Source organism: Dyella silvatica (assembly GCF_026283955.1).
Classification (GTDB): Bacteria; Pseudomonadota; Gammaproteobacteria; order Xanthomonadales; family Rhodanobacteraceae; genus Dyella_C; species Dyella_C silvatica.
The window spans coordinates 1-23,070 of sequence record NZ_JAPDPE010000090.1; the positions used below are offsets into that span (position 1 = coordinate 1).

At 61.7% G+C, this 23,070-nt stretch carries 16 protein-coding genes; 12 read left to right on the forward strand and 4 right to left on the reverse strand.

Annotated features, from left to right (window positions below):
- On the reverse strand, positions 1-454 hold a 454-nt coding region (locus OUZ52_RS16355), incomplete at its 3' end, for a hypothetical protein (protein WP_266159608.1).
- A gap of 45 nt (positions 455-499) precedes the next feature.
- Positions 500-1,453 carry a DNA-binding transcriptional regulator OxyR gene (gene oxyR, locus OUZ52_RS16360; protein ID WP_266159609.1) on the reverse strand — a complete coding sequence of 318 codons (954 nt, stop codon included), beginning with the start codon at positions 1,451-1,453 and terminating at the stop codon, positions 500-502.
- A 218-nt stretch (positions 1,454-1,671) separates the two neighbouring features.
- On the opposite strand from oxyR, the gene OUZ52_RS16365 reads away from it, so the two are divergent.
- From OUZ52_RS16365 to prmC, 6 genes are all read left to right on the forward strand, one after another.
- Positions 1,672-2,217, forward strand: a complete 546-nt coding sequence (locus OUZ52_RS16365) for a peroxiredoxin (RefSeq protein WP_266159610.1) — start codon at positions 1,672-1,674, stop codon at positions 2,215-2,217.
- A 143-nt stretch (positions 2,218-2,360) separates the two neighbouring features.
- On the forward strand, positions 2,361-2,900 hold the full coding sequence (ahpD, locus tag OUZ52_RS16370; protein ID WP_266159611.1) for an alkylhydroperoxidase, AhpD family: 540 nt from the start codon (positions 2,361-2,363) through the stop codon (positions 2,898-2,900).
- Between the two features lie 283 nt (positions 2,901-3,183).
- Positions 3,184-4,389: an enoyl-ACP reductase FabV gene (gene fabV / locus OUZ52_RS16375; protein WP_266159612.1), complete on the forward strand. Its 1,206-nt coding sequence runs from the start codon at positions 3,184-3,186 to the stop codon at positions 4,387-4,389.
- 213 nt (positions 4,390-4,602) lie between these two features.
- Positions 4,603-7,287: a M1 family metallopeptidase gene (locus OUZ52_RS16380; protein WP_266159613.1), complete on the forward strand. Its 2,685-nt coding sequence runs from the start codon at positions 4,603-4,605 to the stop codon at positions 7,285-7,287.
- Positions 7,288-7,468: 181 nt separating this feature from the next.
- Entirely contained in the window at positions 7,469-11,650 is a 4,182-nt protein-coding gene (locus OUZ52_RS16385) for a hypothetical protein (protein ID WP_266159614.1), read from the forward strand.
- Complete coding sequence (gene prmC / locus OUZ52_RS16390; RefSeq protein ID WP_266159615.1) at positions 11,643-12,476, forward strand: peptide chain release factor N(5)-glutamine methyltransferase; 834 nt, start codon at positions 11,643-11,645, stop codon at positions 12,474-12,476. Before OUZ52_RS16385 ends, prmC begins: the two co-directional genes overlap by 8 nt.
- Before the next feature lie 51 nt (positions 12,477-12,527).
- Here the strand turns inward: prmC and dxs are convergent, their stop codons facing one another.
- Positions 12,528-14,417, reverse strand: a complete 1,890-nt coding sequence (gene dxs, locus OUZ52_RS16395) for a 1-deoxy-D-xylulose-5-phosphate synthase (RefSeq protein ID WP_266159616.1) — start codon at positions 14,415-14,417, stop codon at positions 12,528-12,530.
- A gap of 64 nt (positions 14,418-14,481) precedes the next feature.
- Entirely contained in the window at positions 14,482-15,102 is a 621-nt protein-coding gene (locus tag OUZ52_RS16400; RefSeq protein WP_266159617.1) for an HNH endonuclease, read from the reverse strand.
- A 411-nt stretch (positions 15,103-15,513) separates the two neighbouring features.
- Between OUZ52_RS16400 and OUZ52_RS16405 the strand changes: the two genes are divergently transcribed.
- The 6 genes from OUZ52_RS16405 to OUZ52_RS16430 all read left to right on the forward strand — a co-directional run.
- Positions 15,514-16,185: a lysozyme inhibitor LprI family protein gene (locus OUZ52_RS16405; RefSeq protein WP_266159618.1), complete on the forward strand. Its 672-nt coding sequence runs from the start codon at positions 15,514-15,516 to the stop codon at positions 16,183-16,185.
- 58 nt (positions 16,186-16,243) lie between these two features.
- A complete protein-coding gene (locus OUZ52_RS16410) occupies positions 16,244-17,443 on the forward strand; it encodes an XVIPCD domain-containing protein (protein WP_266159619.1) in 1,200 nt (399 codons plus the stop codon).
- Positions 17,444-17,913: 470 nt separating this feature from the next.
- Complete coding sequence (locus tag OUZ52_RS16415) at positions 17,914-18,681, forward strand: SapC family protein (RefSeq protein ID WP_266159620.1); 768 nt, start codon at positions 17,914-17,916, stop codon at positions 18,679-18,681.
- A gap of 422 nt (positions 18,682-19,103) precedes the next feature.
- A complete protein-coding gene (locus OUZ52_RS16420; protein WP_266159621.1) occupies positions 19,104-20,564 on the forward strand; it encodes a TolC family protein in 1,461 nt (486 codons plus the stop codon).
- Positions 20,564-21,523 (forward strand): efflux RND transporter periplasmic adaptor subunit, encoded by a 960-nt coding sequence (locus OUZ52_RS16425; RefSeq protein ID WP_266159622.1) that lies wholly within the window; start codon positions 20,564-20,566, stop codon positions 21,521-21,523. The genes OUZ52_RS16420 and OUZ52_RS16425 overlap by 1 nt, the downstream gene beginning before the upstream one ends.
- A gap of 4 nt (positions 21,524-21,527) precedes the next feature.
- On the forward strand, positions 21,528-23,070 hold a 1,543-nt coding region (locus tag OUZ52_RS16430; protein ID WP_266159623.1), incomplete at its 3' end, for an efflux RND transporter permease subunit.

Here is a 23,070-nt window from a genome sequence, read left to right on the forward strand (position 1 = left end):
CTGGGCGCATGCGTTCAAGCATGCGGCGCACGCCCGGGTCGGCGGGAATCAGATGCATGTTGGCGCTGGAAACTTCGATTTCGCGGCGTGGTATCGGGTATTGATCGACCTCCCAGTAAAAGAACCGATTCCCCTGGCTGATGTCGATTTTCGCCAGCACGGCGCTATCGGACATGCGGCCCCAGCCCAGCGCGAAATCGATTGGCGAAAGCGCCGAACCGGCATCGAAATGATAGGTCTCGCGCGATAGCAGGCGGGCGGTGAGTTCAAAGTGCGCCCGTGTCACCAAGGTGATGTCATCGCGCTGTAATCGCGCGCCGTCGTCGAGATCCACTTGCTCGGGAATATTGGGCGCGAGCACGCCGGGCGGTTGCGTCAACGGCCGGTGTTGCCACCATTGCAAGGCGCCCCAGCCGATCAGCAGTGCCAGCAAGGTACCAAGCAGGCGTTGCATAAATTTCTCAGCCAGCGCTGATGTGGTGGGCGCGGGCGGGCCTGCTCACTTGCTCGCCGCCTTCTTCGCTGCGGGCAGCTTGGTCACGGTGGCGCCGGGCGACAGCAATTCGGGCGGCAGGGTGCGGAACACCTCGGCCATGCTCTTGAGAAAACTGTTCATCGAAGAGCTTTTACGCCAGACCAGTGCGATGCGGCGGCTTGGCGCATGCCCGGCAAATTCGATCAGATGCACATTGTCGGTACGAGACATAGGCGGCTTGATCGCCAGGGTCGGCAGCAAGGTAATGCCGACATTGGCGGCGACCATCTGGCGCAGGGTTTCCAGGCTGGTGGCACGAAAGCCGGATTTTTCGCCGGCGCCGGCGAGTTGGCACACTTCCAGCGCCTGATCGCGCATGCAGTGGCCATCCTCGAGCAGCAGCAGGCTTTCATCCTCCAGGTCGCTGAGCTTGAGGCGGTGCTTCTGACGCGCCAGCGGATGATTGTCTGGCACGGCCAGCACAAAGGGTTCTTCGAACAGGAACTCGCTGACCAGGCTGTCTTCGTGCAAGGGCAGGGCGAGAATGCCGACATCCAGCGAACCTTCGCGCAGCATGCGGATGACTTGTTCGGTTTTGTCCTCGACCAGCAGCAGCTCCAGCCGCGGGAAGCGGTTGCGCACCAGCGGCACCAGGTGCGGCAGCAAATAGGGCCCCAGGGTGGGGAAGATACCTAGCCGCAGCGTGCCGGATTCGGGGTCGCGGGTGCGCTGCGCGATGGCCTTGATCTCGTCGATCTCGGCCAGCACGCCGCGTGCGCGGCGGGCGATTTCCCTGCCGGTCTCGGTCAGCAGCACCTTGCGGGGGGTGCGCTCGACCAGGGCCACGCCCAGTTCTTCTTCCAGCTTCTTGATCTGGGTCGAGAGGGTGGGCTGGCTGACGAAGCTGGCTTCGGCCGCGCGGCCAAAGTGGCGGTGTTCAGCCAACGCAACGAGGTAGTGCAGGTCACGTAGATTCATCGGCGGGTGTCCAAGAGCTTTGCATGGGCCGCGCTATGGCCTGTCGGGTGATAGGCGGTGTCAATGATTGTGATGGTAACAATCAATTTGAACAATCCTCTCTGGCTGCGTAATCTTGCCTTTCGATACGCGGCATGCGGCGCAAGCGGCATTCTGCAAAATCCCGAATTTCGTAAACCCCCCAATTTCGTAAACCCCAGCCACCAGGAGAGCTCTACATGTTGACCATTGGCGACAAGTTCCCACACTTCAACCTCACCGCTACCGTGTCGATCGAGAGCCTTGAGAAAGCGTTCTTTCCGATCACCAACGACACCTACAAGAACAAATGGCTGCTGGTGTTCTTCTACCCGAAGGATTTCACCTTTGTCTGCCCGACCGAGATCAAGGGCTTTGCCGATCTGAACGAGCAGTTCGCCGACCGCGATTGCCAGATCCTGGCCGCCAGCACCGACTCCGAGTTCGTCCACCTGGCATGGCGTAAAGATCACAACGATCTGCGTGATCTGCCGTTCCCGATGTTGGCCGACATCAACAAGGACCTGATCACCGCGTTGGGCGTCAAGACCAATGACCGCGAGGGTGTGGCCCAGCGCGCGTCGTTCCTGGTCGATCCGCAAGGCATCATCCGCTTCGTCTACGTCACCGACGGTTCGGTCGGCCGTAACCCGCAGGAAGTGCTGCGCGTACTCGACGCTCTGCAGACCGACGAGCTGTGCCCGTGCAACTGGCACAAGGGTGAAGAGACCCTGCACGTCGCCTGATCACCGCTTTGCCTTGCCCAGCCGCGCGCCATCCCCCTCCCTTTTAGAGGCTTGCAGCCAGCTCTAAGGCGCGCGGTACTTCTACCGGCGGCGAAGCCCGCTTCGCCGCCGGTTTTTTTTGCCCAAAATTCACGAGGTGTCCCATGAGCCTGACTGACCTGAAGAGCCAACTGCCTGAGTACGCCAAAGATCTGCGTCTCAATCTTGAGTCCGTTTTAAGCGAAGGTGGTGCGCCTGGTCTGACTCAAAAACAGATTGCCGTGATCGCGCTCGCTTCGGCGATTGCCTCGCGCTACAAGCCATTGACCGCCGCTATCGCCGAAGAAGCCGCCAAGCACGCCAGCGCCGAAGCGTTGAACGGAGCCCGCGTCGCAGCGGCGATCATGGGTATGAACAATATCTACTATCGTTTCGTGCACCTGGTTGGCGATGCCGAGTACGGCACGCTGCGCGCCGGCCTGCGTATGAATGCGATGGCCAACCCCGGTGGTGACAAGGTCGATTTCGAATTGGCCTCGCTGGCGGTATCGGCGGTGAATGGCTGCGGCATGTGCCTGGAGTCGCATGAAAAGACCTTGCGCAAGCACGGCCTCTCGGCCCAGCCGATTCAAAGCGCTGCCCGTATTGCGGCGGTAATCCACGCGGTGGCCGTGGCGCTCGAGCAGGCTGACGTCGCCGGTTGATGGCTGCTACCCGGTGACGGCGTGAGGGCGGTTATGTTGCTGGACTGGCGATGATCGCTTCATCGCCAGTGGCTATGGCGGCGATGCCCGCTGGCCCGGGATAAGTGGGCTTAGCCACCGGCGTGGCACCGATCTGGGCAGATAGCCTGGGTTTCAGCGCTTTTTCGGACAGATGTGAATCTCTTGCAGGCGGCCCCGGAGGGCGGGTTTTGCTCCCTGCGGCAGCGCATGGTCGGTGTGTCGATCTAGAATGCCGGGTCTTGTCGCGCAATAGAGGTTCTTCGTGATCATCAATCCCAAGGTTCGTGGCTTCATCTGCATCACAGCGCATCCGGTCGGCTGTGAGAAAAACGTGCTTGAACAAATCGATATCACCAAGGCCAGCGGTGTCTCGGCCTCCGGTCCCAAGCGGGTGCTGGTGATCGGTGCCTCTACCGGCTACGGCCTGGCGTCGCGGATCACCGCGGCTTTCGGCTATGGCGCGGCCACCTTGGGCGTGTTCTTCGAAAAGCCCTCCAGCGACACCAAGACCGGTACCGCAGGCTGGTACAACTCCGCGGCGTTCGACAAGCTGGCCAAGCAGGCCGGCTTGTATAGCAAGTCGATCAACGGCGACGCCTTCTCGCACGAGACGCGCGCGCGTGCGATCGAGCTGATTCAGCAAGAGATGGGCGGCCCGATCGACCTGGTGGTTTATTCGCTGGCCTCGCCAGTGCGCAAATTGCCGGATACCGGCGAAGTCGTGCGTTCCTCGTTGAAGACGATCGGCGAGACGTTTACCGCGTCGTCGGTCGACACCAATCGCGACACCGTCGTGCAGGTGTCGGTCGAGCCGGCTACCGAGCAAGAGATCAAAGACACCGTCACCGTGATGGGGGGCGAGGACTGGGCTTTGTGGATCGACGCACTCAGCAAGGCGGGGGTGCTGGCCGAACACGCCAAAACCATCGCCTATAGCTATGTGGGCACCGAGATCACCTGGCCGATTTATTGGCACGGCACGCTGGGCCAGGCGAAACAGCATCTGGACAACACCGCGCGCGAGTTGCGCAGCCGCCATGCCGCGCAGGGGTTGGAGGCTTATGTCGGCGTGATGAAATCGGTGGTGACCCAGGCCAGCGCGGCCATTCCGGTGATTCCGCTGTATGTGTCGATGGTCTTCCAGATCATGAAAGAGAAGGGCATCCACGAGGGCACCATTGAGCAGATCAATCGTCTGTTCCATGACGCTTTGTATCGCCAGGACGGCCAGCCGCCGAAAACCGACGACGAAGGCCGCCTGCGTCTGGATGACTGGGAGCTGCGCGACGACGTGCAGCAGGCATGCAAGGCGATGTGGCCGACGGTGAATACCGAAAACCTCTCGCAGCTGACCGATTACGCCGGTTATCGACATGACTTCCTGCGCCTGTTCGGCTTTGCCCGCCAGGATGTGAATTACGAGGCGGACGTGAACCCCAACGTGCATTTCGACGTGGTCGAATCCTGACCGGCAGCGGTGCTCTCGCTGTTTGTGTCGCTGCTGTCGATAGAAAGCCCGGGGCTGTGGCTCCGGGCTTTTTCATGCCGCGGCTTGATGCTGCCAGGCTTGTTCAAACAGGCTTGCCCAGGCTGTCTACCCCGCAGTCATGCCTTCTGGCACTGTGCCTGAGGTCATGGCGGGTCCTAGTTTGGAGGTTTGTCCGTACCCTGGAGAACCTCCATGCGCCGCTTCGTCCGCCCTCTCGTGCTCACCGCGCTCGCCGCCTGCTGTGGTGCGGCTTTTGCCGCTGCTGCGCCCTCTGACCAGCCACAGGGCAAGTTGCCGCGCTGGGCCATGCCCGAGTCGTATCAATTGGACTTCAAGGTCGATCCGAAGCAGCAGGATTTCACCGGCACCACCACGATCAAGCTGAAGCTGACCCAGGCTTCCGACCATATCTGGCTGCATGGCCGCGAGTTGAAAGTGTCGAAGGTGACGGTGACCGACGCTGCCGGTAAAACCCATGCCGGCAAGTACGTCGAGGTGGCGCCGAAAGAGGGCGTCGTGCGCATCGATCTCGGCGGCAAGCTGGCGCCGCAGGAGCTGACCCTGGCGATCGACTACAGCGCGCCGCTGAATCAGCAGTTGCAGGGTCTGTACAAGGTCAGCCACGAAGGTCAGCCGTACGCGATGACGCAGATGGAGCCGATCAGTGCGCGCTTTGCTTTCCCGGGTTTCGACGAACCCTCGTTCAAGACGCCGTTCGACCTGCGCCTGACCATTCCCAGTGATGAGGTCGGTATCGCCAACACCAAGCAGGTTAAAGAAGATGCGGCCGGACAGGGTTGGAAAACGCTGACCTTCGCCCGCACCCAGCCGCTGCCGACTTATCTGGTCGCCTTTGGCGTGGGCCCGTGGGACGTGGTGAATGGGCCGAGCATTTCGCCGACGGAATATCGCACCCAGGCCACCGATTTGCGCGGTATCGCGGCGAAGGGCGAAGGCCATCGCATGGAGCATGTGTTGAGCGAAACGCCAACCATCATCCACACGCTGGAGAACTACTACGGCTTTGGTTATCCGTTCGACAAGCTCGATCTGCTGGCCGCACCCGATTTCTCCGCCGGTGCGATGGAGAACCCGGGCCTGGTCACCTTCCGTGACTGGCTGTTGCTGCTCGACAAGGATTCCGCCGCGAGCTACGTGCGCGGTTCGTTCAACGTCACCGCACATGAGCTGGCCCACCAGTGGACCGGCGACACGGTGACCATGGGCTGGTGGGACGACCTGTGGCTCAACGAGGCATTCGCTACCTGGATGCAGCAGAAGGTCACCGAAAAAGTGCATCCGGAATACCGCGCCGATCTCGATCGCGTGCGTGGTGCGCAAGGCGCGATGAATAACGACAGCCTGGTCAGTGCGCGCAAGATTCGCCAGGAAATCACCGGCAACGGCGACATCGAGACCGCGTTCGACGGCATCACCTATCAAAAGGGTGCCAGCGTGCTCGGCATGTTCGAAGGCTATGTCGGCGAGGCGACCTTCCAGAAAGGCATGCGTGCCTATATCCAGGATCACAAATTCGGCAATGCCACCGCCAACGATCTGGTGGCTTCGATCGCCAAGGCGGCCGGCAAGGGCGATGATTTCCAGCACGCGTTCAAGAGTTTCCTCAATCAGTCCGGTGTGCCGTATGTGCAGACCAAGCTGAGCCAGGAAGGCGGCAAGACCGTCCTGCATCTGAGCCAGAGCCGCTACCTGCCGACGGGCAGTACCGGTGACAGCAAACGCGTCTGGGGCGTGCCGGTATGCGTGCGCTACGGCACCGCCGATGGCAACAAGGTCAGCTGCGAACTGCTCGACAAGGCCGACGGCTCGATGGTGCTCGAAGGCGCCAGCCCATCGACCTGGGTCATGCCCAATGCGAATGCCAGCGGCTACTACCGCTTCAGCGTAAGCCGGGCCGATCTGGACACTCTGGGCAAGCAGATCAGCAAGTTGAGCGATGCCGAACAGCTGGCTTATGGCGATGGCGTGAATGCCGGTTTCAACCACGGCGAATTGAATGCCGCCGAAGCACTGATTGCGTTGAAGCCGCTGACCGGCTCGAAGATCCGCGAAGTGGCGACGATGCCGCTGCGCCAGGTCGACTGGATTTATGAAAACCTGGCCACCACCGATGCCCAGCGTGCTCGCGTGGTGCAGTGGGTGAAGGATGCTTATCTGCCGCAACTGCAGCAGCTTGGTTACCGGCGCAAGGCGGGTGAGGCCGATGGCGATTCGTTGATGCGCAGCATCTTGGCCGAAAGCCTGGCGGTGGATTACAACCTGCCCGAGGTCCGTGCCGAGTTGCTGAAGCAGGGCGATGCCGCACTCAAGCCTAAGGCCGATGGCCGTCTGGATCTGGCGGCTGCCGACTCCGACTTGCTCGGCGTGGCGCTTGGCGTAGCGGTGCAAGAACACGGTAAGTCGGCGGTGGACGTGCTGATCGCTGAATTGCCGAAGACCAGCGACCCGGCTCAACGCAATGCCATCCTGAGCGGTTTGTCGGCGGTCAAAGAAGGTGCCGATGCCGGCCGTGTGCGTGACTACGCCTTGAGCAAGGATGTAAAGGTCGGTGAGATGGCGGCGCTGCTGCGCGGTGGCCGCAATACGCAGGCCGGTCGCGATGCGATGTGGCAGTGGTCGGTGACCAACTACAGCAAGATCGTCGAGCGTACCGGCAGCTTTGCTGGCGGTCGCTTGCCCAGCATGATGGGTGGTGGCGGTTGCTCCAAGGCCGAAGCCGATCGCCTGGAAGCCTTCTTCCGTCCACGCCTGAAGGATGTGACCGGTGCTGAGCGTGGCCTGGCCCAAACCAGCGAAGCCACCTTGCTGTGCGCAGCGGTCAAGGCCAAGCAAGACCCGGCGGCGATTCTTCGCTAACGAGATCTTGGCATATCTCAGCGGTCACTAAATCACGCCGGGCGGTGCCAACCGTCCGGCGTTTTTTTATGGGCCATGGCCCGCCTTCAACAGGAATTGTTGCGCTGCGTCAGCGGTAGCCCTTTGTCCGCCCGCTTGCGTCTACACTGGGGTGTCCCGTTCAGGGCACAGGGAGAAAAGCATGCATCACCGTTGGGCTTGGTTATTGGGTCTGCTGATGGTTGCCGCGCCGTTGCTGGCACAGGACATTCCGGCGAATTTGCGCGACTGGCAGGGATGGGTATTACACGATGTGCCGCAGCACGCGTGTCCCTTCCTCGCCAACCAGTCTCCCGGTGCCGGTAGCTATCAGTGCGCATGGCCAGGACGCCTCAGCCTGGATGCGGGCAAGGATGGCGGCCGTTTCAGTCTCGATGTGCACGTCGATGCCGCCAGCTGGGTGGCCTTGCCTGGCGATGAGCACAGCTGGCCGCAGCAGGTCAGCGTGAATAACCAACCCTTGCCCGTGCTAAGCCGCAACGGCCAACCGATGCTTTGGCTGGAGCCGGGCGATTACGTCCTGCGTGGCAACCTGCCCTGGACGGAGCGGCCCGCGCGCGTGCGCGTGCCGCTGGAGATCGGTCTGGTGGCACTCAATTTGGACGGCGTTGCGGTAAGCCGGATCGAACGCAATGGCGACCAGCTCGCGCTCGGTGAGGCGGCTGCCGCGCAGCGCGCGGCCGACTCGTTGTCGCTGCGCGTGTATCGCCGTTTGCAAGACGGCCTGCCGGCGCAACTGGAAACCCAATTGGAGTTCAATGTCACCGGCAGCGCCCGCGAACAGTTGATCGGGCCCGCGCTACCCAAGGGCTTTATCGCCACCTCGCTACAAGGACAGCTGCCCGCCCGTTTGGAGAATGACGGTCGCTTGCGCGTGCAGCTGCGGGCAGGTCGTTGGACCTTGAACTTGAATGCGCGCAGCTCCGAGGTATTGAATCAGGTGACCCTATCTTTGCCGGCCGAGCCATGGCCGCGCCAGGAAATCTGGAGTTACGTCGACAACGCCGACCTGCGCAGCACGCATGTGCAAGGTCAGGCGACCGATGCCGATCAAGCCGGCGTGCCGGGTGACTGGCGTGAATCGCCAGCTTATGCGCTCGACAACAACTCGGGCCTGAGTATCGAGCAGGGCGCGCGCGGCAGTGAAGGTGGGCAAAGCGATCAGATCACGCTTAGTCGACAGATCTGGCTGGATTTCGATGGCGGTGGATTCAACGTGGCCGATCATCTCGCTGGCACGCTACGCCATCTTCAACGCCTGGACGTCGCCGCACCGTGGCAGTTGCAACGCGCTAGCCAGGCGGAAACGCCTTTGCTGGTTACCGTCGGCAGCGGCGGTCAAAGTGGTGTTGAGCTGCGCGATCAAGCATTGAATCTGGATGCCGGCATGCGCTTGCCGGTGCGTGGCGGCGCTATCCCCAGCGCCGGCTGGCAGCTGCCGCTGGAAAGTATCGACGCGACCTTGCATTTGCCCTTTGGCTATCGACTGATTGGTACCGCCGGTGCCGATCGCTCACCGGATTCGTGGATCGCGCAATGGAGCCTGCTCGATCTCTTCATCGTCGCCTTGATCGCCTTGCTCGCCGGGCGCTTGCTTGGCTGGCCGTGGGCCTTGTTGGCCGCGGGCTTTCTGGTCCTGTCGCAGCATGAATCGGGCGCTCCGCGCTGGACGCTGGGCGTCGCCCTGGCACTGGCCTTGTTGATGCGCGCCTTGCCTGATGGCCGCTTGCGCCTGGGCGCGCGTATCGGTGCGGCGGCGGTATTGGCATTGACCGCACTGTGGACGCTGCCCTTCGCGGCAACCCAGATGAACTACGCCTTGCATCCGCAGCTTGAAGGCGCGGTGGAGCATGCATCGTCGGAGCCCGCTGGTCTGGTTCAAGCGCAAGCGATGCTGGCTCCGGCGCCGGCTCCGAAGGCGAAACTCGAACGTAGACAAGCGCTCAAATCCGCTGCTGCAGCTGCTGTGCCTGAGGCTGATGGAGTACTTGATGAGAAACAGATGGTGCTGCCAGCACCGCCAGCCCCTCCCGCACCCCCCGCTGACCTGACTAGCAACGCAAGCGGTGGGCGCCCGTTGGAAAGCGTGACGGTGACCGGTTCGGCGATCACGCCAGGGCAACTGGTTGCCGATGAGACCGACAGCCACAGCGTGATCCAGGCCGGCAGCGGCGTACCCACCTGGGATACCGGCAACAATTACCGACTCGGCTGGTCCGGTCCGGTCACTACCGAGCAAAGCTCACGGTTGGTCATCGCGCCGGCGTGGCTGGTGCGCCTGTTGCGTGTGTTGATGCTAGGCTTGCTGATCGTGCTGTTGGGCAAGGTCGTGCTGGGCTTGCTACACCCGTCCCATGCCCGCCCACGTGCTTGGCGTATCGGCGGGGCCACTGCGGCGCTGCTGGTTTTGGCTCTGCCGTTGGCCTTGCTGCCGCATGCCGCGCAGGCGCAAAGCATGCCCAGCGATAGCTTGCTCACTCAATTGCGCAATCGCCTTACCGAAGCACCTAAGTGCGTGCCGAACTGTGCCGTCGTGGCACAGGCCAATGTGCAGGCCAGCGGCGATGCGATCGGGGTGGATCTGGAGGCACACATCGGCGCGCCGGTGGCCTTGGCCCTGCCGCAATCCGATGAAGGCCTGCGCTTGCTCAGCGTCAGCGTCGATGGCCGCACTGACGCCACCCTAAGCCGTCACGATGATCAGGTGCTGGTGCGCCTGGATCGCGGCGTGCATCGTGTCAGCCTGCGGTATCACGCCGAAGCTGTGGACACCACCAGCCTGCATTTTGTGCAGCGGCCGCAGCGTGTCACCTTCAATGGTCAGGGTTGGTCGCTGGATGGTGTGGACGAAGGCCGTCCGCTGGGTGACAGCATCGCGTTGAACCGTGTCCGCGTCACCACCGGCGACAAAACCGCCGATGCGCTGGCGCAGACTTTTCCGCCATATATACGGCTGACGCGCAGCTTGGTGCTAGGCGTGGACTGGACCGTGCAAAACACGGTTGAGCGTATTGCGCCGCTCGATGGCGGCTTTAGCCTGGAATTGCCGCTGCTGCCCGGCGAACATCCGCTGGGCGACAACGTTCGCGTCCAAGATGGCCGGATCAGTGTCACCTTCAATGCCGGCCAATCGCAGGTGCAGTGGAACAGCCGGCTCGATCAAGGCCAGGCTAGTCAGGGTAAGTCCGAATCGCTGACATTGAAGGCGCCTGTGTTGACCGATCATGCCGAGGAGTGGCGGGTATTTGCCGCGCCGATCTGGCACGTCGATGCCCAAGGCGTACCGGTAAGCGCGAGCGACGAAGGGTTGCGTTTCCAGCCATTGCCAGGCGAAAGCCTGCAGTTGGCGATCAGCCAGCCCAAGGCGACGGCAGGCGACAGCCTTGCCTTCGACAGCGTGCAACTGAGCAGCACCGTGGGTGATCGGGCCACGGAAACCATCTTGCAACTGAGCGCGCGCAGCACGCGTGGCGGTGAGCATGCGATGGCGTTGCCGGCGGGAGCTACTTTGCTGGAGGCCCGGCGCGACGATGAGGCCATCAATCTCGCCGTGCGCGATGGCAAGCTCAGCCTGCCTTTGTTGCCGGGCCTGCATAGCTATCAGCTGCGCTTGCGCGAGCCGCACGGCATCGCCGCACGCACCTACACTTCGCCGTTCGCCTTGAATGCCAGCGCGGCGAATATCGACCTCAACCTGAAGCTGCCAAACGACCGCTGGGTACTGTGGACCTGGGGCCCGACGGCGGGGCCGGCGGTGCTGTATTGGTCACAGTTGATCCTGTTGCTGCTGGTCGCCTGGCTGCTGGCACGCTATGCGCCGACGCCGCTGCGTTTTCATCAATGGCTGCTGCTGGGGCTGGGCTTTTCCGCCTTTGCCTGGAGCGCTTATGCCTTGGTCGTGCTGTGGCTGATCTTGCTTGGCCTGCGCGCCAAGGGGGCGCCGCCGGCACGCCTGGGCAGGGTCGGTTTCAATCTTCTGCAGATCGGCTTGGCGGCGATGACCTTGCTGGCGTTGGGGGTGCTGATTTCCGCGGTGCCTGAAGGCTTGCTGGGCCTGCCGGACATGCATGTGGCCGGCAATCATTCCAGTGCGGCGGATTTGAGCTGGTTCGCCGATCAGATGACTTCGGCACTGCCGCGCGCTGGAGTCTTCAGCGTGTCGTTGTGGGTTTACAAGATCGCCATGCTGGTATGGGCGTTGTGGCTGGCGAACGCATTGATTGGCTGGTTGCGCTGGGCTTTTGAGGCCTGGACACGCGATGGTTACTGGCGTCGTCGTGAGCCCAAAGCTACGCCGCCGGCTGAGGAGGTGGCGCATGACTGAGCTACGCCAAGCCCTTGCTGCCGCCAGCGAGCGCCTCGATGAGCGGGTCGATGCCGAAGTGCTGCTTACCCATGTATTGGGCAAGCCGCGCAGCTGGCTGATTGCCCATGCCGATGACGTCTTGGACCCGCGCATCGAGGAAGCCTATGCGGCACTGGTCGAGCGCCGCGTGGCCGGTGAGCCGGTGGCCTATATCACCAGTCGTCGCGGTTTTTGGACGCTGGAGTTGGAGGTTACGCCAGCGACCTTGATCCCACGCCCGGAAACCGAGCTGCTGGTGGAGTTGGCGCTACGGCGTCTGCCCGAAGACCAGCCGCTGCGGGTGGTCGATCTGGGTACCGGCAGTGGTGCGATTGCCCTGGCTATCGCGCACGAGCGACCGCGCATGCAGGTAACCGCGACCGATGCCAGTGGCGAAGCCCTGGCCGTGGCGCAACGCAATGCCGAACGATTCGATATCGCCAATATCCGCTTCAAACAAGGCGATTGGCTGGCTCCCCTGGCCGGCCAGCGCTTTGCCTTGATCGTTTCCAATCCACCGTATATCGAAGCAGGCGATCCGCATCTGGGGCAGGGCGATTTACGCTTTGAGCCGGTGGCGGCGCTGGCTTCCGGTCATGACGGCCTGGATGCCATCCGGCATATCGTCGATGCCGCCCGCGAGCATTTAAGCCCGGACGGCTGGCTGCTGCTGGAGCATGGCTGGAATCAGGGCCCTGCAGTGAGCGAATTGCTGCTCGCGCAGGGCTATCGCGATGTATTCACCTCATCCGATCTGGAAGGGCGTGATCGGGTCAGCGGCGGTCGGTCGCCAGGTCTATCGTAGATTCGGTGCTTTTGATCCCCTTCTCTAGGGCTAGAGAAGGGGATTGGCGCGTCAGCTAGCGTGAGCGATGGTGGTCGTCAGCTGCGGAAAGCGTGCGTGAATCGCGGTGCGGATGCTCGGCAGGTCAAGCCCGGCCATGGTCAGTACTTCGTCGCGGCTGCCATGTTCCAGATAGACGTCTGGAAGGCCAAGATGCAGGATTGGCTTGACTATGCCATGCGCGGCCAGGCACTCGGCGACGCCGCTGCCCGCGCCTCCGGCGATGGCGTTGTCTTCCAGGGTGACGAAGGCGTCGTGGGTTTTGGCCAGCTCCAGCAGCATCGCCTCGTCCAGCGGTTTGACGAAACGCATGTTCACCAGCGTGGCATTGAACTCGGCGGCGATCACCGCCGCCGGCGCCAGCATCGAGCCGAACGACAGAATGGCCAGGCTATGGCCGCGACGGCGCAGCTCGGCCTTGCCGATCGGCAAGGTGCCAAGCTCTTTGCTGATCGGTGTGCCGGGGCCGGTGCCGCGTGGGTAGCGCACCGCGGCGGGGCCGTCGTATTGAAAGCCGGTGCTGAGCATCATGCGGCATTCGTTTTCATCGGACGGCGCCATGATGACCATATTGGGCAGGCAGCGCATAAACGACAGATCGAAACTGCCTGAGTGGGTAGCGCCATCGGGGCCGACCACGCCGGCACGATCGATGGCAAAGGTCACATCCAGATTTTGCAGCGCGACGTCGTGAATCGCCTGGTCGTAGGCGCGTTGCAAAAACGTCGAGTAGATCGCCACCACCGGCTTGGCGCCCTCGCAGGCCATGCCCGCGGCCAGCGTGACCGCATGCTGCTCGGCAATCGCCACATCGAAGTAACGTTGCGGATATTCCTTGGAGAAACGCACCAGGCCGGAGCCTTCGCGCATGGCCGGGGTAATGCCGAGCAGGCGCGGGTCGGCGGCGGCCATGTCGCACAGCCAGTCACCGAAGATATCGGTATAGGTCGGCTTGGCCGGCGCGGCCTTTTTGCTCAAGCCGGCCTGCGGGTCGAACGGACCCACGGCGTGGTATTCGATCTGCGCCTGTTCGGCCGGCGCATAGCCCTTGCCCTTGGTGGTAATCACATGCAGCAGCTGCGGGCCGGGCAGGTCTTTGACCATGCGCAACGCCGCCAGCAGTTGCGGCAGGTTGTGTCCGTCGATCGGGCCGGTGTAATGAAAGCCAAGCTCTTCGAACAGCGTGCTGGGCACAAACATGCCCTTGGCGTGCTCTTCCCAGCGTTTGAAGAAACGACCGAAAAAGGATTTCTTCGGAATCGCCCGCTTGGCCCGCTCACGCCACACATTGAGGGTGCGGCTGGCCATGGCGCGGGCCATCATCTTGGTAAGCGCGCCGACGTTTTCACTGATCGACATGCCGTTGTCGTTGAATACCACCAGCATGTTCGGTTCGACATCGCCGCCATGGTTAAGCGCTTCGAACGCCATGCCTGCGGTCATGGCGCCGTCGCCGATCACCGCCACGACTTTGCGCGGATCGTTTTTGCGCTGCGCGGCGATAGCCATGCCTAGGGCGGCCGAGATCGAGGTCGAGGAATGACCGACGCCAAAGGTGTCGTACTCGCTTTCCTCGCGGCGCGGGAACGGCGCCAGGCCGTCCTTCTTCTTGATCGTGGTGATGCGCTCACGGCGACCGGTAAGAATCTTGTGCGGATAACACTGGTGGCCGACATCCCAGACCAGCCGGTCGGTCGGCGTATCGAACACGTGATGCAGTGCCACGGTCAGTTCCACGACCCCCAGCCCGGCACCAAAGTGGCCGCCCGAGCTGGCTACCGCCTCAATCAGGTACTGGCGCAACTCGTCGGCAACCGCCGGTAGCTGGTCGTCCGGCATGCGGCGCAGGTCGGCTGGCGTGTCGATCTGCGCCAGATGAGGGTAATGTGAAAGGTCGTTCATCCGCATATTGTTGGCCCAGCGGCAGGGCGGAGCAAGGGCCTAGCGGAGGCGGTCTATGGGCAATTCATGTCAGTGACGGTGCCAGGCGCATGTGCGGCCTGCGATCGCGTGGCAGGTGGTTGACCAGAAACTCCATCTGATCGGCCAGGATATTGCGGTTGGAGAGAATCAAATGCTCCACCCAGCTCGGCCGGTAAGGCACTGCCAGCAAGGGCATATTGGCCTGCTGCGGGGTACGGTTGCTCTTGCGCAGATTGCAGGCAAGGCAAGCGCTGACCACGTTTTCCCATTCATCCTGGCCGCGCTTGGAGATCGGCAGCACATGGTCGCGGGTCAGCTCGCCGCGGCTGTAGCGCTCGCCGCAGTACAGGCATAGATAACGGTCGCGGGCGAACAGGGCGACATTGGTCAGGGCCGGGGCGGGGTCGATGGCGTGATCGCGGCAATGGCCGGTGCTGGCGACGATCGGATGCAGGTGCAGCAGGCTTTGTTCGCCGTTGGCGCGGTTATGGCCGCCATGCACGGTCAGGCAGGGGTCGCCCAGGGTCCAGGAAACCGCCTCGCGGACGTAGAGACAAACCGCCTCCTGCCAGCTGATCCAGTCAAGGATACGGCCAGCGGCATCCAGCGATAGCACCCGGGTCGAGTGCAAATTGACAACCCGGCTAGGCACTTCCATCAGCATGTGTCGTCCTTCATTCAAAGCGAAAGAGCGTCTTGCGATGCAACAGCGCAGCGATTTTGCCGAGCATAACCCCATTTGATTGCAAAACGCGTGCAAATCAACGCGTTTAGTCATGTTTTCCTCACTCCCTAGGCGAAGACGGCCCCTTTCGCAGGTGTTTCCGATCAGTCACTTAGCGGAGTTACGGTGCAGCTTTGGATCACGCAGTCCTTGTGGGTGTGGCTTACTCCGACGGTTCATGTGTCGTCTGCGTCGAGATGTGCAGCTAGAAGCTCGCCTTCGTGTTCGATGAGAGACGACGTGAGGCGAGGATGGTGTCCTGTAGGGATGGACCACTTCCAAGGCTCACCTAGGGATGTAAGTGGCAGATAAGCTAGGCTTTGGAGCATCGCGTTGGTAGAGGATGGAACCATGAAAGTGATTCGATGGGCATGTTTTCTGATGATGATCCTCACAACAGACGCTGCTTTGTCTGCTGGCTTTGACTGCAAGAAAGCCTTGAGCGATGTAGAGAAAATGATTTGTAAGAGTGCGGACCTATCCAGTTTGGATGGTCAGCTTCTTGATGCGTACAACGGCGCTCTAAAGGCTGTCGAGGCTTCAAGTAAAGATGCGCTGATTGAAGAGCAGCGTAATTGGATTAGGTACACAAGGAATATATGCCAGGACTCAGTGTGTCTAAGCGAAGCGTACGAAACGAGAATTAAGGTTCTGCAACAAAATTCTCAAGTTATTTACGATGAATCGATTTGCAATATCCCTGATGGCGATGGTTGCCGGAGTTCGGTTATTTACCGAGATGCCAGTAAGCGTATCGATTCATTTAATAATTCTTTATCGCAAAATAAGATGAGCGGAAAAATCATCGGATGCTCAATGTTGCTGGATGTCCCGGTAGGGACCGCGCATGGGAATCATAGTTTCGGTGGCCTCTGTACATTGCAGAGTGGAGCTGTTAGGTCCGACGTTAAAATATGTAATGACGATATGATTGGTCATTTTTCGGTCAAGAATATTGATAGGAAAGGTGAGTCAGAGAAAAGTCTGGCTGAATTCACTAACGCCGAATGCTTTGGTGGATGATCTGCTGTGGCGGCTCTCGCGGGCTAAGGGATGGTAATTTTCTTGAGGGAGTACAAGTGTGCCTAATACAAGTGTGACCCCAGATCAGCTAAGGGCTGTACTTTTTTCGACTGAGAATGGCGGTAATGCGAATAACTTGAATCACTTCAGTTACGCAGGTACGGGCAACAGCACCTACTCATTCGGTGTTCTGCAATTTGATGTGGGATCGGATCACGGGGGCGTGAAGCATTTTCTGGCAGATAATGGATTTTCTACACTCGACATTGCTCATTTGTCGCGGCAGGGTGGCTTGACCGAGGCGCAATTGGGAGAGCTAAACACGAAGCTGCAAGCAATCCCTTCCGAAAGAATGGATGCGTTCACAAACGAGCAGCTGACTAAGAGCATTGATCGCGTTGATGCCTTGGTAGGATCATTGCAGACGACTAATCCCGCCATCGCGACGGCCATTTCCAGTAGCCCCGAACTGCAGTTGGCGATCGCCGATTTCGACAATCAATACACGATTGACGGAATAGGTCGCTCGGCAGTGCCGGCCAATGGCATGGCCTCTTATCTACAGGGGAATTCGGTGCAGCTCCCAGGCGGGACACTCCAGCTTGGAGACAGCATTTCCAGAAGCGACATCCAAAATTACATCAACGCGACACAATACGCGGTACATAATCCGACGTCAGTGGCTAACCGCGGGGCGCGACTCGACACCGCGCTGACCGGCCTTAATCTTCAATCCGCCACTCCTCAGCAAGCAGATGCGGCGGCAGCGCAGCCAGCTCCGGCGCAGACGACACCGACACCGACACCCGCAGTAGCGCCACCAGCGCAGACCGCTCCGCTGCGCATGGATAATCCTGACCATCCTGCTTTTCCGATGTTCCAGCAAGCACGCGATGGCGTGCATCAGCTCGATGCGGAACAAGGACGTGTGCCGGACAGGCTTAGCGAAAACATCGCTGGTGCGCTGGCGGCTTCAGCGAGGTCTCAGGGGCTAAGTCGAATTGATGCAGTTGCACTCAGCGAGGACGGCGCGCATGTATGGGCCGCTCAGCACATGATCCCCGGTGCACTGAATGCGACGGCAAGCGTGCCTGCAGCGCAGGCGGTCAACACGCCGCTCGAAAGAAGCACTGAGGTGTTTCAGCAGGCGGCGCAGACGCAGACTCAAGCCCAACAAATGCAGCAACAACAGACCCAGCAAGTCCAGCAGGGGCAGGCCCAGCCAGCCCAGCCTGCTGGCTTAGCCGCACAACACTGAACTGCTCAGTCTTAGCCGTATGTAGTCCTGAGGAGGCCCGCTGAAGCCGAATGCGTTTCTTCAAGCCTCCTCAGTTCGTCATTGAACAACTCCTCCATGCGCTGCTCCTGTTTCTTGGCGACGTCGCGGCTGTCCAGTCCGCCTTGCTGGACTAAGGACACCGCCACGTTCCCTCTAAGTTCATGTTTTTATTCACTCTGATAGCCGCTTGCGGGCTTTGGACGAAGCCGGGTGGTGGCGGAATCCGCCCTGCGGCGGCATTGGCAGGCTACGCCGCCGGTTCGGGTTGCCCGGCCATCGGCCAAGCCCGCGCAAATGCCTGTCAGCGCAGGCAGACAGGGGCCAAAAGGCAGTGGTCGCAGCTGTAAACAAGCGCTGATATAGTGCGGGTTCATCTGTAGACCCGACGCCGGGTTTGGGAGGGGAAGCTTCGGTGGCGACCCCGGCACGGCGGGGCAGAGGTAAGCAACGTGGCTGAAGTCCTTTTCTATGAGCGTCCAGTGCCGCTCAATCGCACCCAACACAAAGACCTGCGCCTGAAGGGCGTGCCGAGTCTGAAATTCGCCACCAACGTGCATTCGGTGCCGTTGACCGGGGTGGAGTTTCCGGCGGCTGCGCGTGACCTGCCGATCCTGTTCGCCGGTCAGGGCGTTCAAGATGCCGGTCCGATGGCCTTGCTCGGCCTGCGTCAGAACGAGAACCTGTTCGTCGACGGCAAGGGTCAGTGGGAAGCCAATATCTATATTCCGGCTTTCGTGCGCCGCTATCCGTTCGTGCTGGCTGAGAAGCCGGCCGATCAGGTGGAAGGCGACGACTTCACCGTATTCCTGGACGAGGCCTATGAAGGCTTCGGCAGCGACGAGGGTGATCGCCTGTTTAAAGAAGACGGTACCGACACCGAATTGCTGAGCAACGCCGTGAACTTCCTCGGCGAATTCCAGCAGCATGTCGGCCGCACGCAGTGGTTCATGGAGCAGCTGCGCAAGCACGACCTGCTTGAGCCGCGCAACATCCAGCTGCAGAAAGACGGCAAGTCGATCAACCTCAATGGCCTGTTTGTGGTCAACGAGGAAAAGCTGCGCCAGCTCGACGAGAAGACCACCCACGAATTCCTCAAGGAAGGCGTGTTCGGCTGGATCTATGCGCATCTGCTGTCGCTGGCCAACATCGACCGCATTGCCCAGCGCCTGGACGTGCGCGAGCAAGCTGAAGCAGCAGCTTCGGCGACCAAGAACTAAACGCGTTAAGCGTGGCGGCATCCCTCTTATCAAAGAGGCGGTGCCGCCGTGTACTCAGCTTGGCAGCATGCGGCCGACTCGACGAGACGCAGAGAAGGCGCCAGCAAGCAGGCCCACACGACACACCCCGCGTCGTTATCGATCGAGACCTCATCCGCGCGAAGCATCCGCTTGCCGTTGGATGGCTCTGGCAAGACTCTCTTATGAAAAGCCCATTTCTTCTGCGCCTCGTGTCATGCGCTGGGCATGCCTGCGCCTGCGATCCCTATTGATCGATACATCGGTGTACTGCGGTTTGGTGTAGCGGCCATCGCTTGGCCAGCACCTTGCCAAAGCGTTTGCTCAGATCGCGTCAGTGCGGGTCGCGATCGATTGGCTCGATGTAAGGCGGCACTAAGCGACTTCGCGCAGGATGCATGCCCATGCATCTACGCCATTCCATTTCGCTCGCTGCCATCCAACGGTTATCGCCTGGACGGTACCGGCTGTTACCGCTGGCCCTGGTGGTGCTGTTGGGCGGCTGTGCTTCTTATCAGCCCAAGCCCATCGACACCGCGCAAACTCAAACGCAATGGCAGGCACGTCGATTGGACGATCCTGCGCTCGCGGCTCGCTTGCAAGCCGCGTTGCCGGCCGGCAGTCATTGGCCGCCGGCCAGCTATGGCCGTGCTGATTTACTGCTTGCCGCGCTGGCCCTGAATCCGGATCTGGCCGAGGCGCGTGCGCATTTGACCGAAGCCGGCGCCATGGTACGGACGGCCAAAGCGATACCCAATCCCAGCGTCGGTCTTGCCTTGGAGCGCTATGCCCAGTCGCAGGCGGGCAGTTCGCCGTGGCTCTGGGGCATCAGCACCAATATGTTGATCGACACCATGTTGCGCCGACGTCTGCGCGCTGAGCTGGCCGATGCCGGTGTGCGCGGTGCGCGCCTGGATTACGCCGAAAAAGTCTGGGCGGTGCGCCGTGGTTTGCGTACGGCGCTGGCGGATGTGCTGCTTGGGCGACGTCAACAGCAAGCTGCCGAGCAAGCGGTGACGACGGCCACGGCGCTGCAATCGGCCTTGCAGCAGCGTCATGCCCTGGGTGAAACGGCCTCGACGGAAACCTTGCTGGCCGCGCAGACCTTGGCGCAAGCGCAGAACGAGGTGGCTGCATCGACACAGCGCATAGCCGATGCCGATGCGCGGCTGGCGCGTTTCGTCGGCGTGCCGGCAACGGCGCTGGATGGTATCTCGCTGCGTTGGGACGATTTCGACACGCCGGCTGTGGCCGAGACGGTGCAGCGCGCCGCGCTTGAAGACCGCGCGCGGCTGTCGCGTGTCGATCTTGAGCGCGCGTTGGTCGACTACGACAGCCGCGAAAACGAACTGCATCAGCAGGTCCGCGCGCAGTATCCGCAGATCTCGCTTGGTCCGGGCTACACCTACGATCATGGCGTGCGCAAACTGCAATTCAATATCAGCGCGACGCTGCCGATCTTCGATCAGAATCAGGGCCCGATTGCCGAAGCCGAGGCGCGCCGCGAAGCGGCGGGCCGGCATATCGAAGCGGTACAGGCGAGTATCGACAGCGAGATCACCAGCGCCAACGCAAAATTCGATGCGGCCCGGCAAGCACTCGCTGCGGTGCGCCGCGGCCAACAGGCTGCGCAGCGGCTTGCCCAGCAAACGGAACTTGGCCATACCCACGGCGAGGACGACCTCGGCACCGTATTGAATGCGCGACTGGCTGCGTTGACCGCAACGCAGGCGCAACTCACCGCACTAGATCAATCCCAGCAGGCGCTCGGCGCATTGGAAGATGCCGTACGCACGCCCCTGGATAACGATGAAACCCGCTTACTGCAGCCCGCTGCAGAGGCGCTCCCCGGAGACTCTCTCTAATGGCCCGTCATTCTCTCCGCCGTTGGGCGCCGCTATGGGCCGCCTTGTCGTTGCCGTGCATGGTGGCATCGGTTGCCGCCACCGAACTCAGCGCCGAGGCGCAAGAAAAGCTGGGTCTTGCCACGACGACCCTGCAAAGTGGGCAAGCACCCTTGGCCATCGCCGCGACCGCCGAGGTGCTGGACCCTTCAGCGCTGGCGAAGCTGGCCGATGACATCGCCGCGGCACAGGCGGCGGCGGATGCGTCGGCCGCCGAGTACACCCGCACGCAGGCTTTGCTGGCTGCCGATGGCAATATGTCGCGCAGGGCGGTGGAGGCGGCGCGGACACAGTCGGTGGCCGATCAATCCAAATTACGTCAGGCCCGTACTCAGCTGCGAGTCGATTGGGGCAGCAGTTTCGCCGCGCTCGATGCAGGCAGCTTACGCACACGTGTCGATGCCTTGCTCGAAGGGCGCGAGGTTTTGTTGAAAAGCGAGCCGCTAAGCACGCCGTCGGCGACCTTTGCGGCGGACACCGCGACTTTGCAATTGGCTGACCAGAAGCTGCTCGATACCCGTGTACTGGGGCGCTTGCCGCGCAGCAGTTCCGGGGTAAGCGGCGCCTGGCTATTACAAGCTTCGTCGGCGTCGCTGGTGCCGGGCATGATCTTGACCGCCCAGCTGCATGGGCACACGCAAGGCGATGGCAAGCAGCGCGATCCCATACAGCAAGGTGTATGGCTGCCACGCGCGGCGGTCGTGCGCTGGAACGGCGAGGCCTGGGCCTATGTGGTCACCGACGCCACGCATTTCGAGCGCCGTGCCGTGCAAGCCTTGGCGATAACGCCGGCGGGCTGGCTGGTCGGCACGCCGTTCAAGGCGGGTGAAAAAGTGGTAACACAAGGGGTCGAGGCTTTGATCGCCACCGATGCCGCGCCGGTGCATGCTGCCGCCGACAGCGCCCCGGCCGAGGACTGAGCTGATGTTGCTGGCCATTATTCGCAGCGCGCTGCGACACCCGGTGTGGGTCGCTTTGCTTGCTGTCTTGCTGCTGGTGTTTGGGGTGCAACATTTGCGCACCGCCAGCTACGACGTCTTTCCCGAATTCGTGCCGGCGCAGGTCACGGTGCAGGTCGAGGCACCGGGTTTCACCGCGTTGCAGGTCGAGCAGCGGGTTACCCAATCGATTGAGAATGCCGTCAATGGCGGTACCGGTGTCGATGTTGTGCGCTCGCAGTCGATCCAGGGGTTGGCGGTGATTACAGTGGTGTTCCAGGAAGGCAGCGATCCGTTTCGCGCGCGCCAGCTATTGGCCGAGCGCGTAACCGAGGCGGCTTCGCGCTTGCCGCTGGGCGTGCAGACGCCGACGCTGAGCCCGATGGTTTCCTCGACCATGGATTTGCTCAAGTTCGGCCTGGTCAGCGACAAGCTCGATCCGCTGGCCTTGCGTTCGCTGGCCGACTGGACCATCAAGCCACGCCTGCTGGCGGTATCGGGCGTGGCCGATGCCACCGTATTCGGCGGCGGGGTGCGCGAATGGCAGGTGGTGGTGCATCCCGACCGGCTCGCCGCCTTTGGTCTCACCTTAGAAGACGTGCGGCTTGCCGCCGCGGCGGCGAATGGCGTGCGCGGCGCCGGTTATGTCGATACCCCGGCGCAACGCGTGGTGCTCGAGGCCGACGGCACCCTGCGCGATACGGCCCAGCTGGGCCGCGCCATCATCACCCAGCGTGCCGGTCGTAACGTGACCCTGGCCGATGTCGCCGAGGTTGTCGAGGCTGCGGCGCCGGCTTTCGGCGACTCGCGCATCAATGGCAAGCCCGGTGTGCTGATCGCGTTGAACAGCCAGTATGGCGCGAACACCTTAGAGGTCACTCGTGCGGTCGAGGCCGCCCTGGAAAATCTCAAACCCATGCTGAAAGAGCAGGGCGTGAGCCTGGTGCCGAAGCTGCATCGCCCGGCGACCTTTGTCGAGGTGGCCTTGAAAAACATGCGCGATGCATTGCTGCTCGGCGCCGTGTTGGTCTTGGTCGTGCTGATTCTGTTTTTGCGCAACTGGCGTACCGCGCTGATCTCCTTCCTGAGCATTCCGCTGTCGCTTGCGGTTGCCGTGCTGGTGATGCAGCGATTCGGCTGGACCATCAACACGATGACCCTGGGCGGCCTTGCGGTTGCGTTGGGCGTGGTGGTGGATGACGCGATCATCGATGTCGAAAACATCATGCGTCGTTTGCGCCAGGCGGGCCCGGATGCGCCACGCCTACCGGTGATTCTGGACGCTTCGATCGAGGTGCGCCGGCCGGTGGTACTGGCCACCCTGGTGGTCGGCCTGGTCTTTCTGCCGATCTTGCTGTTGCCCGGTTTGCAGGGCAGTTTCTTTGCCCCGCTGGCGGGCGCGTTTCTGCTTGCCACCTTCGCCTCGCTGCTGGTCGCGCTGACCGTCACGCCTGCGCTGTGCTTGTTGCTGTTACGCGCGGATCAGCATCATCGCGAGCCGCGCTGGTTGAAGCGCATGAAGCTGGCGC